This is a genomic window from Comamonas sp. UBA7528, from assembly GCF_002479375.1.
Classification (GTDB): Bacteria; Pseudomonadota; Gammaproteobacteria; order Burkholderiales; family Burkholderiaceae_C; genus Comamonas.
Map to the genome: position 1 here is coordinate 349,665 of NZ_DLMU01000009.1, position 14,737 is coordinate 364,401.

A 14,737-nucleotide genomic window follows, 5' to 3' on the forward strand; every position below is an offset into this window, starting at 1 on the left:
TGCATATGCATCGGGGTAGGCACCGCCCATCGGCCCGGATATACTGCGCGGATTCGTCAGGAGAGCGCGCCCGGCCAGCAGGCCCAGCGGCGCCGCCGAAGGCGCAGGGGCAACCCCGAACGCTCAGGCAAAAGGACTGGCAGCCGCCCGCCGCATCGACCGCGGGCGTACCTTGTTGGAGAGAGGCGCGGGTGCCGGCACCCCGTCCACCGAAGGAGCAAGCCCCACGCCTGGAAGGTGCGGGTGAATCTCTCAGGTAAAGCGGACAACAGGGCAAAGCGCAGGCGGCGCAGGCCGCCGGCATTTCTTTTGCTTTGCTCTGCGACACCATGACCGCTGACACCACCGACCTGCTGACCACCCCGCTGTACGCCCTGCACCTGGAGCTGGGGGCACGCATGGTTCCCTTTGCCGGCTACGCCATGCCGGTGCAATACCCCAGCGGCCTGATGGCCGAACACCGCCACACCCGCGACGCCGCCGGCCTGTTCGACGTCTCCCACATGGGCCAGCTGCGCCTGGTGGGCCCCGACGCCGCCGCCGCACTGGAAACCCTGCTGCCCGTCGACGTACAGGGCCTGGGCCTGCACAAGCAGCGCTACGGCCTGCTGCTCAACGCCCAGGGCGGCATCCTGGACGACCTGATGTTCGTCAACCGCGGCGAGGACCTGTTCCTCATCGTCAACGGCGCCTGCAAGGTGGCCGACATCGCCCACATCCAGCAGCACATCGGCAGCCGCTGCCAGGTCATCCCCATGCCCGAACAGGCCCTGCTGGCCCTGCAAGGCCCGCAGGCCGCTGCGGCCCTGGGCCGCCTGGCCCCCGAAGTGCTGGGTCTGGTGTTCATGACCGGCATGGCGGTGCAGATCGACGGCATTGCCTGCTACGTCACGCGCAGCGGCTACACCGGCGAAGACGGCTTTGAAATCTCCGTGCCGGGCACCCAGGCCGAAGCCCTGGCCCGCAAGCTGCTGGCCCAGCCCGAGGTGGAACCCGTCGGCCTGGGCGCACGCAATTCGCTGCGCCTGGAAGCCGGCCTGTGCCTGTACGGCAACGACATGGACGACAAGACCACGCCGGTGGAAGCCGCCCTCACCTGGGCCATCCAGAAGGTGCGCCGCACCGGCGGCGCCCGCGCGGGCGGCTTTCTGGGCGCCGACACCGTGCTGGCCCAGCTGGACAACCCGGCGCTGGTGCAGCGCAAGCGCGTGGGCCTGATCGCCACCGAGCGCGTGCCGGTGCGCGAGCCCGCCGTGCTGGAGAACATGGACGGCCAGCAGGTCGGCTACATCACCAGCGGCCTGCTCAGCCCCAGCCTGAACCAGCCCGTGGCCCTGGGCTATGTGCAGCCCGACTACACCGCCGAAGGCACGGAACTGTTCGCCATGGTGCGCGGCAAGCCGGTGCCCATGAAGGTGTCGGCCACCCCGTTCGTCCCCGCGCGCTACCACCGCGGCTGAACGGCCCTGCCGGACTCCCGCACCACAAAAAAGGCACAGCCAACCCCTGGTGCCGGTGCGCGGGCCGCTACAGTGCTGCCAGACCTGTCCCAAACACTGCGTGCACCGCCTGCACCAGCCCCTTTTTCAGAACTTACCTAACGGAGCTTCCCATGAGCATCAAGTTTTCCAAAGAGCACGAGTGGATCAACACCGCCGACACCAACGCCGCCGTGGTCGGCATCACCGTCCACGCGCAGGACGCGCTGGGCGATGTGGTGTTCGTCGACCTGCCCGCTGTGGGCACCACCTTCAATGAAGGCGAAGTGGCCGGCGTGGTCGAATCCGTCAAGGCCGCAGCCGACGTCTACATGCCCGTGAGCGGCGAGATCGTCGAGATCAACGAAGCCCTGCGCGACGACCCCTCCCTGGCCAACAGCGACCCGCTGGGTGCCGGCTGGTTCTTCAAGGTCAAGCTGTCCGATGCATCGCAACTGGATGCCCTGATGGACAAGACCGCCTACGACAGCTTCGCGGCCGGCGCCTGACGCCCAGCCCGCAGCCGTACCGCCCCAGCTTTTGAGATAGGTCCCCTCCATGCTGATGTCTGCCCCCGCCCCTGTGGAATCGCTCCACGCCCTGGAAAACCACAGCGAATTCCTGCCCCGCCATATCGGCATCGATGCGCAGGATGAAGCCCACATGCTCAGCGTGATCGGCGAAGCCTCGCGCGCTGCGCTGATCGACTCCATCGTGCCCAAGGCCATCCGCCGCAGCCGCGCCATGCAGCTGCCGGCCGCGGTGACCGAGGCCGAGGCGCTGGCAGAGCTGAAGGCACTGGCGGGCCAGAACCGCGTGCTCAAAAGCTTTATCGGCCAGGGCTACTACGGCACCCACACGCCGGGCGTGATCCTGCGCAACATCCTGGAGAACCCCGCCTGGTACACGGCCTACACGCCCTACCAGGCCGAAATCTCCCAGGGCCGCATGGAGGCGCTGGTCAACTTCCAGACCATGGTCACCGACCTGACCGGCATGCCCATCGCCAACGCCTCCATGCTGGACGAGGCCACGGCCGCCGCCGAAGCCATGACGCTGGCCAAGCGTTCCGTCAAATCGAAGAGCAACCGCTTCGTGGTGGCGGGCGACACCCACCCGCAGACCATCGAGGTGGTGCAGACCCGCGCCGCCCCGCTGGGCATCACCGTGGTGGTGGCCAACTCCAAGGAGGAGTGGGAGGCAGCGCTGGCGGGTGACTTCTTCGCCGCGCTGATCCAGTACCCTGCCAGCAGCGGCTGGATCGTGGACTGGAAGGCCGATGTCCAGGCCATCCATGCCCAGCAGGCTGCAGCCATCTTCGCCACCGACCTGCTGGCCCTGACCCTGCTGACGCCGCCCGGCGAAATGGGCGCCGACATCGTGGTCGGCAGCACCCAGCGCTTTGGCATGCCCATGGGCGCGGGCGGCCCGCACGCTGCCTTCATGGCCTGCCGCGACGAATTCAAGCGCTCCCTGCCCGGCCGCCTGGTCGGCGTGAGCGTGGACGTACACGGCAAACCCGCCTACCGCCTGGCGCTGCAGACCCGCGAGCAACACATCCGCCGCGAAAAAGCCACCTCCAACATCTGTACGGCCCAGGTGCTGCCGGCGGTCATCGCCAGCATGTACGCCGTCTACCACGGCCCCCAGGGCCTGGCGCGCATCGCCCGCCGCGTGGCCCGCCTTACGGCCATCCTCAGCCGCGGCCTGACCCAGCTGGGCCATTCCAGCCGCCACCACGGCACGGCCTTCGACACCATCGCACTGCACACCCAGGGCGCGACCGATGCCATCGCTGCGCGCGCCGTCGCCCAGGGCGTGAACCTGCGCAAGGCCTGGAACGAATACCTGTGCATCAGCCTGGACGAAACCAGCACCCGTGCCGATGTGGAACTGCTCTGGAGCATCTTCGCCCAGGACGGCCAGGCCCTGCCAACGGTCGAGGCCATGGACGAAGGCGCGCCCTCGCTGATCCCCGACGGCCTGCAGCGCAGCAGCAGCTACCTGACCCACCCGGTGTTCAACACCCACCACTCCGAAACCGCCATGCTGCGCTACATCCGCAGCCTCAGCGACAAGGACCTGGCGCTGGACCGCAGCATGATCCCGCTGGGCTCGTGCACCATGAAGCTCAACGCCACCAGCGAGATGATTCCCATCACCTGGCCGGAGTTCGCCCACATCCACCCCTTTGCCCCAGCCGACCAGCTGCAGGGCTACGCCCAGCTGGACGCCCAACTGCGCCAGTGGCTGTGCGAAGCCACAGGCTACGCTGGCGTCAGCCTGCAGCCCAATGCCGGCAGCCAGGGCGAATACGCCGGCCTGCTGGCCATCAAGGGCTTCCACGCCGCGCGCGGCGAAGCCCACCGCAACATCTGCCTGATCCCCAGCAGCGCCCACGGCACCAACCCCGCCAGCGCCCAGATGGTGGGCATGCAGGTGGTGGTCACCAAGTGCGATGACAACGGCAACGTCGATCTGGCCGATCTGCAGGCCAAGTGCGAGCAGCACAGCGCCAACCTGGCCTGCGTGATGATCACCTACCCCAGCACGCACGGCGTGTTCGAGACCCAGGTGAAGGAGCTCTGCGCCCTGGTGCACCGCCACGGCGGCCGCGTCTACGTGGACGGCGCCAACATGAACGCCCTGGTCGGCGTGGCCGCCCCCGGAGAATTCGGCGGCGATGTGAGCCACCTGAACCTGCACAAGACCTTCTGCATCCCCCACGGCGGTGGCGGCCCCGGCGTGGGCCCGGTCTGTGTGGTGGAAGACCTGGTGCCCTTCCTGCCCGGTCATGCCGCAGGCGGCATTGCCGGCCAGGTCGGTGCGGTCAGTGCCGCCCCCCTGGGCAATGCGGCCGTGCTGCCCATCAGCTGGATGTACATCCGCATGATGGGCGCCGCCGGCCTGCAGGCCGCCACGGAAACCGCCATCCTCAGCGCCAACTACATCAGCGCCCGCCTCAAAGACCATTTCCCCACGCTGTACGCCTCGGCCAACGGCCATGTGGCGCACGAGTGCATCCTGGACCTGCGTGGCCTGAAGGACACCAGCGGCGTGATGGCCGAAGACGTGGCCAAGCGCCTGATCGACTACGGCTTCCACGCGCCCACCCTGTCCTTCCCGGTGGCCAACACGCTGATGGTGGAGCCCACCGAGAGCGAACCGCTGGCCGAGATCGACCGCTTCATCGCCGCGATGATCGCCATCCGTGAGGAAATCCGCCAGGTGGAAGCCGGCCGCTGGGACCGGGAAGACAACCCGCTCAAGCACGCCCCCCACACCGCCGAGCAGGTGGTGGGGGACAACTGGCAGCATGCCTACGGGCGCGAAACAGCGGCCTACCCGCTGCCCGCGCTGCGCCGCAGCAAGTACTGGAGCCCGGTGGGCCGCGTGGACAATGTCTATGGCGACCGCAACCTGTTCTGCAGCTGCGTGCCGCTGGACGCATTTTCGGAGTGACTTTCGGCGGAAAGTCCACACCACCTAGGGATAGCCCTTGTAGCCGCCCCTGTGGGCGGCTTACACTGCCCCTCCCTGTGGCGTGACACACCCGCGCTGCGGCACCACTTCTATGAGCCGCCCGGACCTCTCCTTTCTGCTGCAACACGAAGATCCTGACGCCACCCAGGATCTGCTGCCTCCTGCGCCGTCGCTGGCGCCGGCCTATCCCAATCTGGATGCCTGGGAGGTCACGGAGCACAGCTCCGACGATCCGCTGGCCGCGTTGGTCGCCGAGCTGCGCAACTACCAGGCCGAGCTGGAAATCCAGAACAAGGTGCTGGACTACAGCCAGGCGGTGGCCGAAAGCGCGTCCGAGCGCTTCGAAGCCCTGTTCTCCAGCGTGCCGCTGCCGCTGCTGGTGATCGACGAGCACGACATCGTCATCCAGGCCAACGCCATGGCGCACAGCGCCTTCCAGTCGCCCAGCCAGGACCGGCTGCTGGCCTCCTTCATGCCCTTTGTGGTGCCCGAGGACGCCGACCGCGTGGCCCAGGCCTTTCTGGAAGCACGCCAGCAAGGCCGCAGCGAAGTGCACGAGGTGCAATTCTCCGTGGCCCAGGGCCATGCCATGCAGGGTGATCTGCACATCGCCTGCATCGAAATCCCCCAGCGCACCGGCCCGGCATCGGCCCAGTTCATGTGCGCCGTGGTCGACCAGGGCCCGCTGCTGGCCGAACGCCAGACCCTGCAGGAGCGCAACACCCAGCTGCACGCCAGCGAGCGGCGGCTGGAGGCGGTGATCAACACCTCCATGGACGCCATCATCTGCGTGGACAGCCAGCGGCGCATCACCGTCTTCAACCCCACGGCCGCCACGCTGTTCCTGTGTCCGGTGCAGGAAGCGCTGGGCAGCCGCCTGGAGCGCTTTCTGCCCGATGCGGCCTACGCGCTGGAACTGGCCCCGCTGACCACCCAGGCGGTGCTGGGCGAGATGACCGGCCGCACCGCCAGCGGCCGCGACATCCCTGTGGAAGTCGGCATCTCGTTCGAACGCTATGGCGAGGGCGAGACCACCACCGTCTTCGCCCGGGACCTCACCAGCCGCAAGCGCGCCGAAGCCCAGCGCGGCGAGCTGGAAGTGCAGCTGCGCGAATCGCACAAGATGCAGGCCCTGGGCACGCTGGCCGGCGGCATTGCGCACGACTTCAACAACATCGTCGGCGCCATCCTGGGCAACGTGGAGCTGGCCATGGCCGACTGCGCCCAGAACAGCCCGCTGCAGGAAAGCCTGCGCGAGATCGAAAAAGCCGGCAAGCGCGCCCGCGACCTGGTGCGCCAGATCCTGACCTTCAGCCGGAACCAGCCGCCCCAGCGCCGCGCCGTGCATGCCGGCGAGGTGCTGCGCGACACTGAGCGCTTGCTGCGCGTGTCCCTGCCACCGGCCATCGAGCTGCAGACCCACGTCCCCGCCCATCTGCCTGCGCTGCTGGCCGACCCCACCCAGGTGGAGCAGGCCTTGTTCAACCTGGCCACCAATGCCATGCACGCCATCGGCGAAGTCCGGGGCATGGTGCGCATGGAGGTGGAGCTGCAGGACCCCGACCCCCGCCTGCGCGAGCGCCTGGGCCTGGCCAACAGCCCCTACATCGTCTACACCGTGCAGGACAATGGCCCGGGCATGACGCCGCAGACGCTGCAGCGCATCTTCGAGCCCTTCTTCACCACCAAGCCCGTGGGCCAGGGCACCGGCCTGGGCCTGGCCGTGGTGCACGGCGTGATGCGCACCCATGGCGGCGCCGTGGATGTGCACAGCCAGCCCGGCCTGGGCAGCCGCTTTGCGCTGTACTTCCCGGTCACCGAAGGGGTGGAGCTGCCGCCCGTGGTAGCCGAGCCGCCGCGCACCTCGGTGGTGGCCACGCCGCCGGCCGCCGGTACCATGCTGGCCGACTGCCATGTGATGTACGTGGACGACGACGAAGCCCTGGTCTTCCTGGTCAAGCGCCTGCTCAAGCGCCGGGGCTACCGCGTCACCGGCTTCAGCGACCCGCACGAGGCCACGCAGGCCCTGCACGCCGCGCCTCAGGAATACCACCTGCTGGTGACCGACTACAACATGCCCGGCTACTGCGGCGTCGATCTGGTGCGCGCCGCGCTGCAGATCCGCCCCGACCTGCCCGTGGCGCTGGCTTCGGGCTACATCACCGCCGAAATCGAGCAACAGGCCCTGTCGGCCGGTGCCCAGGCCCTGATCCACAAGCCCAACGATGTGGAAGAGCTGTGCGCCACCGTGGACCGCCTGCTGCATGGCGGCAGTGCCGAGCCCTCCGCCGCCTGAGCGCAGCCCCCTGCCGATGACCGAGATGTGTGCCCAGGCCGCCGCGCCGCTGCATTGCCTGTTCGAAGACCCGCACCTGCTGGTGCTGGACAAGCCCGCCGGCCTGCTGTGCGTGCCCGGGCGCGGCCCGGACAAGCAGGACTGCCTGAGCGCCCGCGCCCAGGCACGCTGGCCCGAAGCGCTGATCGTGCACCGGCTGGACATGGCCACCTCCGGCATCGTGCTGATGGCCCGCAGCCTGGACGTGCAGCGCCGCCTCAGCCTGGCTTTCGAGCAGCGCCGGGTGCACAAGAGCTACGAAGCCGTGGTCAGCGGCACCCCGTCCGCAGCACTGCAGCAGTGGCAGGACCTGCACGCCCCGATTGCCGGCGACTGGGAACGCCGCCCGCTGCGCGTGGTGGCCCCGGAAGGCAAGCCCAGCCATACGCGCTGGCAGCGGCTGGAGACCTGGCTGCAACCGGTGCAGGGGCAAACACAAGCGCAAGAGCTGCCCGTCAGCCGCCTGCGGCTGGAGCCGGTGACCGGCCGCACCCACCAGCTGCGCCTGCATATGCAGCACCTGGGCCACCCCATGCTGGGCGACGCCCTGTACGCGCCACCGGACATTGCCGCCGCCGCCCCGCGCCTGCTGCTGCATGCCTGCACGCTGGCGCTGCAGCACCCCATCACAGGGCAGGACATGCACTGGCACAGTGCAGTGCCGTTCTGAGCCACGCGCGCTTCCTGCGCCTTTCTGCCCCATCCCGCAGCCGTCCTGCGCCAGCATCGCCTCGCAGTTCCCAGGGTGAACCCCGAGACCGGGCCGACACGGTTCAAACCCGGTTTGTCCCTGCGCAAAAAACCATAAGAAAAATACGCCTGTACGGCGCTCTGGAATTAAATAGCCTGCTATTCATTTCATAGACAGTAAGGGCTGACATCCGTCTGACGCAGGGTTTTCACTGCGGCGCTTGAAACCTGCACTTCGGCGCAAAAGCTTTTACAGATTTGCAATATTCCTGCAATCTTCCGCCTGCACAGCGCCCCTGCGGTGGGGGTATCAAATTTGCAGGCGCTTGCTCCATAGGCAAAAACCCTGTTGTTGCACCTACCCCGGCCGATAAGCTGTGCTCCTTGCCAATTTCCCCGCCTCGCATTTGGCATGGACATTGCAAACCCTCCGGATATATCGACACTTCACCACAACAGAGAGGATTTTTATGCGCACTCCGTTCCGTATGCATGCCGTGGTTGCGGCACTGGGTCTTGCTGGCGCCGCGTTCCTGGGCACGGCCCACGCACAGGCCATCAAGATCGCCATGGTGATCCCCACGACCGGCCCTCTGACGCAATACGGTGACATGGTCAAGGAAGGCGCAACCACGGCCGTGGAAATGGCCAATGCCGCTGGTGGCATCAACGGCAAGAAGATCGAGCTGGTGCCGGTGGACGACGCCTGCGAACCCAAGCAAGGCCCCGTCGCCGCCAACCGCGTGGTCAACAGCAAGATCGGCTATGTGATCGGTCCCGTCTGCTCGGGCGCCTCCATCGCTGCCGCCCCCATCTACAACAACGAAGGCGTGGTCGTGGTCACCCCTTCCGCCACGTCGCCCGCGCTGACCGATGGCAAGAACTACCACTTCATCTTCCGCACCATCGGCCGTGACGACCAGCAGGGCCCTGCCGCTGCCAAGTTCATCATCACCCAGGCCAAGCCCAAGAAGGTCGCCATCCTGCACGACAAGCAGTCGTACGGCCAGGGCATTGCCGCTTCCGTGCGCGATGACCTGAAGAAGGCCAACGTGCCCGTGGCCCTGTTCGAAGGCATCAACGCCGGCGACAGCGACTACTCCGCCGTCATCACCAAGCTCAAGGGCGCGGGCGTGGACTTCGTCTACTTCGGCGGCTACCACCCCGAAATGGGCCTGCTGCTGCGCCAGGCCGCCGAGCAAGGCCTGAAGGTCAAGATGATGGGTCCCGAAGGTGTGGGCAACCCCGAAGTCAACGCCATCGCCGGCGCCGCCGTCGAAGGCATGCTGGTGACCCTGCCGGCCGACTTCTCTGCCAACCCCAAGAACGCAGCCGTGGTCAAGGCCTTCAAGGATGCCAAGCGCAATGCGTCGGGCGCCTTCCAGCTGACCTCGTTCGCCGCCGCCCAGTCGCTGCTGGACAGCATCAAGGCCGTGGGTGACAACCCCGCCAAGGTGGCTGACCACCTGCACAAGGCCACGATCGACACCGTGATCGGCCCTGTGTCCTGGTCCAAGCAGGGTGACCTGAAGTCCTTCGACTTCCAGGTCTTCCAGTGGCACAAGGACGGCAGCAAGACGCTGGCCAAGTAAGCCGCTAGCCAGCTAGCACCACGGGGCAGGACAGCCGCACCCATCGGCGTTCCTGCCCCGTTTCTTTAACCCGGGCCTCCCGCCATCCTTGCCTGTGGCCCTCAACGGCGGAAGAGACACCATGTCTGACTTATTGCCCCAGCTGATACAGCAGCTTTTCAACGGGCTCTCTCTCGGAGCCATCTATGCCCTGATTGCCATCGGCTACACCATGGTCTACGGCATCATTGGCATGATCAATTTCGCCCATGGCGACATCTACATGATCGGGGCCTATGTCGGCCTGGTCACGCTGTCGGCCGTGGGTACGCAGGGCAGCCTGCCCATCTGGGCCGTGATCGGCCTGATGCTGGTGGTCGCCGTCATCATCACCGGCGTGTACGGCCTGGCCGTCGAACAGGTGGCCTACAAGCCCTTGCGCAACAGCCCCCGCCTGGTGGCGCTGATCTCCGCCATCGGCATGTCCATCTTCCTGCAGAACTGGGTGGCCCTGGGCCAGGGCGCGCGCGACATGGCCGTGCCTTCGCTGCTGCCCGGCGCCATCAACTTCCACATGGGTGACAACTTCGAAGTCTTCATCCCCTACGCCCGCATGCTGATCATCGTGGTCGCCGTGGTGCTGATGGTGCTGCTGACGCTGTACATCAAGCATTCCCGCATGGGCCGCGCCTCGCGCGCCTGCGCACAGGACATGCACATGGCCAGCATGCTGGGCATCAACACCAACCGCGTGATCTCGTTCACCTTTGTGCTGGGTGCCGTGCTGGCCGCCGTGGGCGGCGTGCTGATCGCCCTGGCCGTGGGCAAGCTCAACCCCTTCATCGGCTTCATCGCCGGCATCAAGGCCTTCACGGCCGCGGTGCTGGGCGGCATCGGCTCCATCCCGGGCGCCATGCTCGGCGGCGTGATCCTGGGCGTGGCCGAAACCTTTGCTGCTGCCTACATCTCGTCGGAATACAAGGACATCGTGGCCTTCGGCCTGCTGGTGCTGATCCTGCTGTTCCGCCCCACCGGCCTGCTGGGCAAACCTGAAGTGGAGAAAGTCTGATGCACCGCCTACGCCTTCAACTCGGGCCGGCGCTGCTGGCTGCCCTGGTGACCGCGCTGGTGGTCACCCCCATCTTCGGTCTGCACCTGGAACGCGCCGGCATGCGCACCACCCTGGTCCCGCAGTGGGACTACGTGCTCTGGGCCTGCGCCATTGTGTTCGTCTGGCAGCTGGTGCGCCCCGCCGTGCGCGGCGTCACCCGCACCTGGAGCCTGCCTTCGCTGCCTACCGTGCCGGAACGCCACCGCAACGGCCTGATCCTGGCCATGCTGCTGTTCGCCGTGTCCTGGCCGTTCTTTGCCGGCCGCAATGCGGTGGACATCGCCACCTTGGCCATGATCTACGTGATGCTGGGCCTGGGCCTGAACATCGTCGTGGGCTTTGCCGGCCTGCTGGACCTGGGCTTCGTGGGCTTCTACGCCGTGGGCGCCTACACCTATGCCCTGCTCTACCACTGGGCGGGCTGGAGCTTCTGGGAAGCGCTGCCGCTGTCGGGCGCCATGTCGGCCCTGTTCGGCTTTGCCCTGGGCTTTCCGGTGCTGCGCCTGCGCGGCGACTACCTGGCCATCGTGACGCTGGGCTTTGGTGAAATCATCCGCCTGCTGCTGGTCAACCTGACCGACTGGACCGGCGGCCCGGACGGCATCTCCAGCATCCCCAAGCCCACGGTGATGGGCCTGCCGATGACCCGCTCGCCCCTGACCGAGGACGGCACCACCTTCCACCAGTTCTTCGGCCTGGAGTTCAACTCCATGCACATGGTGATCTTCCTGTACCTGATGGCCCTGCTGCTGGCGGTGGTGACGCTGCTCATCAGCAACCGACTGATCCGCATGCCCATCGGCCGGGCCTGGGAAGCGCTGCGCGAAGACGAGATCGCCTGCCGCTCGCTGGGTCTGAACCCCATGAAGATCAAGCTCTCTGCCTTCACGCTGGGCGCCATGTTCGCCGGCTTTGGCGGTGCCTTCTTTGCGGCACGCCAGGGCATCGTCAACCCCGAATCCTTCACCTTCATCGAATCCGCGCTGATCCTGGCCATTGTGGTGCTGGGCGGCATGGGTTCGCAGATCGGCGTGATCGTGGCAGCCATCCTGCTGACCGTGCTGCCCGAGCTGGCCCGTGAATTCTCCGAATACCGCATGCTGATCTTTGGTCTGGTCATGATTTTGATGATGGTCTGGCGCCCGCAGGGCCTGCTGCCCATGAAGCGCCACCACGTGCAAGTGCCCCAGGCGCCCTCCGCCAAGGGAGACGCCGCATGAGCCATATCCTGGAAGTCAAGGACCTGAGCATGCGCTTCGGCGGCCTGCTGGCCGTCGACGGCGTGCAACTGGCGCTCAAGCCCAAGGAAATCTTCGCCATCATCGGCCCCAACGGTGCCGGCAAGACCACGGTGTTCAACTGCATCAGCGGCTTCTACAAGCCCACCACCGGCCGGATCGCACTGGAGAGCCAGTCGATCGCCGGCCTGGGCAGCCACAGCGTGGCCCAGCGCGGCGTGGTGCGCACCTTCCAGAACGTGCGCCTGTTCAAGCGCATGACGGCGCTGGAAAACCTGCTGGTGGCCCAGCACCGCCGCACCAGCGCCTCGGTGCTGGGCGGGCTGTTCAACACCAAGTCCTACCGCCAGAGCGAACGCGATGCCATGGACCGCGCCCTGCACTGGCTGGACTTCATGGGCCTGCGCGAGTTCGCCAACCGCGAGGCCGGCAACCTGGCCTACGGCCACCAGCGCCGCCTGGAAATCGCCCGCTGCATGATCACCGAGCCCAAGGTGCTGATGCTGGACGAACCCGCCGCCGGCCTGAACCCGCAGGAAAAGAAAGACCTGCAGGGCCTGATCGACCGCTTGCGCAACGAATACGGCGTGGCCGTGCTGCTGATCGAGCACGACATGGGCCTGGTCATGGGCGTGTCCGAACGCATCATGGTGATGGAACACGGCAAGCCGATTGCCGAAGGCACGCCCGAGGAGGTGCGCAACAACGAACGGGTCATCAAGGCCTATCTGGGAGAGGCATGATGTCCAAGACCATGTTGGAGCTGGAGCAGGTCTCCACGCATTACGGCGCCATCTGCGCGGTGAACCAGGTCAGCCTGAAGGTGAACCAGGGCGAGATCGTCACCCTGATCGGCAGCAACGGCGCAGGCAAGACTTCGCTGCTGATGACCGTCTGCGGCGGCCCGCGCGCCAGCAGCGGCACCATCCACTTTGAGGGCGAGGACATCACCTCGCTGTCCACCCACCACATCATGCGCCGCGGCATCGCCATCTCGCCCGAGGGGCGCCGCGTGTTCTCCGATCTCACCGTCACCGAGAACCTGCAGATGGGCGGCTTCTTTCTGAACAAGGCCGAGATCGAGGACGGCAAGGAGCATGTCTTCAAGCTCTTCCCGCGCCTGAAGGAACGCGCCAACCAGCGCTCGGGCACCATGTCCGGCGGCGAACAGCAGATGCTGGCCATCGGCCGCGCGCTGATGAGCAAGCCCCGCCTGCTGCTGCTCGATGAGCCCACGCTGGGCCTGGCCCCGCTGATCATTGCGCAGATCTTCGAGATCATCCAGACCATCCGCGCCGACGGCGTGACCGTGTTCCTGGTGGAGCAGAACGCCAACCGCGCGCTGCAGATTGCCGATCGCGGCTATGTGCTGGAAACCGGCAAGGTGGTGCTGGAAGACAGCGGCGAGAACCTGCTGAAGAACGACCAGGTGCGCCGGGCCTACCTGGGCGGCTGAACCCCGCCGGCCCCGCGCCGTACGCCCGGTCAGCCCGGGCAAGCCGGGCCACGCGGACAACCAGGGCAGTGCCACCATGCACTGCCCTTTTTTTTGCGCCTGCACGCCCGGCGGCCCGGGCCCGGCTGTCCCCCACCCCGTTTTTGGCCCCCGATGTGACGCGTAGCTGCCGCTGCAGCCGCTACCATCGGCAGCATGCAAAACCGCCCCCTCACCATCCTCACCGGCGCTTCGCGCGGCATGGGCCTGGCCATGGCCGAACAGCTGCTGCAGCAAGGCCACCAGCTGATCACCATCGCCCGCCAGCGCAACGCTGCCCTGGACGATCTGGCCGCCCGCCTGGGCGTGCCGCTGCAGCAGTGGCAGCACGACCTGGCGGCCCCGGCTGCGGCCGCCGCCGCCCTGCGCGACTGGCTGCAGGCACAGGACGCCACGCAGTTCGCCAGCGCCACCCTGATCAACAACGCCGGCGTGATTCCGCCGATTGCCCCGCTGTCGCACAGCGACTGGTCGGCCGTCAGCAACGGCCTGCGCGTGGGCCTGGAAGCCCCCATGCTGCTGACCAGCGCCTTCCTGCAGGCCACCGAACACTGGACGCAGCCGCGCAAGGTGCTGAACATCTCGTCCGGCCTGGGCCGCCGCGCCATCGCCTCGCAGGCCACCTACTGCGCCGCCAAGGCCGGCATGGACATCTTCTCGGCCTCGGTGGCGCTGGACGAAGCCGCCAAGCCCCACGGCGCACGCATCTGCTCGCTAGCGCCCGGCGTGATCGACACCGACATGCAGGTGCAGCTGCGCACCAGCGCCGCCACCGACTTCCCGGACGTGGAACGCTTTGCCCAGCTGCACGCCAGCGGCAGCCTGACCTCGCCCCAGGATGCGGCCGCCCGCAACCTGGCCTGGCTGGAGCGGGCCGACTTCGGCCAGCAGGTCGTGGCCGACGTGCGCCAGCCCTGAGTGCGGCGGCGATGGCCCGGCTCGCACACCACGACCCAGGCCATCGCAAATAACGACACCTTCAAGCAAGGCCCCTGCCTTGCCCTGGCCCGTGCCATGCCCGGCCCGGCGCCAGCGGCCAGAGCCACCACGCAGCGTGCAATGGCTAGCCAGTTATTCAGCCAGACTGCGCTTTTCTAGCGAATCCCACACCCCGCCCGGCGCGCTGCAGGCCAGCGCCGCCCACGCCCCCCGCCCGGCGTGCACCGCACCAACGCGGGGCGGTGCGCATTTTGGTGCCCCGGTGCTCACCACCGCGGGGAATGCCAGCTAATATGCCTGCCTTCCCCACGCAACAGCGTGCTTTGTGGGCCTTGTGACCGCTGCTCCCGATCGGACAGATGCCACCAACCATCGCCACGCCGGCAACCCCGGCAGG

The 14,737-nt window shown here is 67.2% G+C and carries 11 protein-coding genes and 2 riboswitches; all 11 genes read left to right on the plus strand.

Annotation, left to right across the window (positions count from 1 at the left end):
* The first annotated feature begins 51 nt into the window (after positions 1-51).
* Positions 52-140, plus strand: a riboswitch (glycine riboswitch).
* A gap of 25 nt (positions 141-165) precedes the next feature.
* Positions 166-279, plus strand: a riboswitch (glycine riboswitch).
* A 50-nt stretch (positions 280-329) separates the two neighbouring features.
* Positions 330-1,460 (plus strand): glycine cleavage system aminomethyltransferase GcvT, encoded by a 1,131-nt coding sequence (gcvT, locus tag B3349_RS12640; protein ID WP_291589090.1) that lies wholly within the window; start codon positions 330-332, stop codon positions 1,458-1,460.
* A 152-nt stretch (positions 1,461-1,612) separates the two neighbouring features.
* Positions 1,613-1,987, plus strand: a complete 375-nt coding sequence (gcvH, locus tag B3349_RS12645) for a glycine cleavage system protein GcvH (protein ID WP_291589092.1) — start codon at positions 1,613-1,615, stop codon at positions 1,985-1,987.
* 49 nt (positions 1,988-2,036) lie between these two features.
* Positions 2,037-4,940, plus strand: a complete 2,904-nt coding sequence (gene gcvP / locus B3349_RS12650; protein WP_291589094.1) for an aminomethyl-transferring glycine dehydrogenase — start codon at positions 2,037-2,039, stop codon at positions 4,938-4,940.
* Positions 4,941-5,052: 112 nt separating this feature from the next.
* Positions 5,053-7,257, plus strand: coding sequence for a PAS domain-containing hybrid sensor histidine kinase/response regulator (locus tag B3349_RS12655; protein ID WP_291589095.1), 2,205 nt, complete (start codon positions 5,053-5,055; stop codon positions 7,255-7,257).
* A gap of 16 nt (positions 7,258-7,273) precedes the next feature.
* Entirely contained in the window at positions 7,274-7,966 is a 693-nt protein-coding gene (locus tag B3349_RS12660) for an RluA family pseudouridine synthase (RefSeq protein ID WP_291589097.1), read from the plus strand.
* 490 nt (positions 7,967-8,456) lie between these two features.
* Complete coding sequence (locus B3349_RS12665) at positions 8,457-9,578, plus strand: branched-chain amino acid ABC transporter substrate-binding protein (protein WP_291589099.1); 1,122 nt, start codon at positions 8,457-8,459, stop codon at positions 9,576-9,578.
* Between the two features lie 121 nt (positions 9,579-9,699).
* The gene (gene livH, locus B3349_RS12670; RefSeq protein WP_218332018.1) at positions 9,700-10,626 is read left to right on the plus strand and encodes a high-affinity branched-chain amino acid ABC transporter permease LivH; all 927 of its coding nucleotides are present in this window, start codon (positions 9,700-9,702) and stop codon (positions 10,624-10,626) included.
* Positions 10,626-11,888, plus strand: coding sequence for a high-affinity branched-chain amino acid ABC transporter permease LivM (locus B3349_RS12675; RefSeq protein WP_066532793.1), 1,263 nt, complete (start codon positions 10,626-10,628; stop codon positions 11,886-11,888). The genes livH and B3349_RS12675 overlap by 1 nt, the downstream gene beginning before the upstream one ends.
* A complete protein-coding gene (livG, locus tag B3349_RS12680) occupies positions 11,885-12,649 on the plus strand; it encodes a high-affinity branched-chain amino acid ABC transporter ATP-binding protein LivG (protein ID WP_291589105.1) in 765 nt (254 codons plus the stop codon). The genes B3349_RS12675 and livG overlap by 4 nt, the downstream gene beginning before the upstream one ends.
* Positions 12,649-13,362, plus strand: coding sequence for an ABC transporter ATP-binding protein (locus B3349_RS12685; RefSeq protein ID WP_291589107.1), 714 nt, complete (start codon positions 12,649-12,651; stop codon positions 13,360-13,362). Before livG ends, B3349_RS12685 begins: the two co-directional genes overlap by 1 nt.
* A 195-nt stretch (positions 13,363-13,557) precedes the next feature.
* A complete protein-coding gene (locus tag B3349_RS12690) occupies positions 13,558-14,319 on the plus strand; it encodes an SDR family NAD(P)-dependent oxidoreductase (RefSeq protein ID WP_291589109.1) in 762 nt (253 codons plus the stop codon).
* The last annotated feature ends 418 nt before the right edge of the window (positions 14,320-14,737 follow it).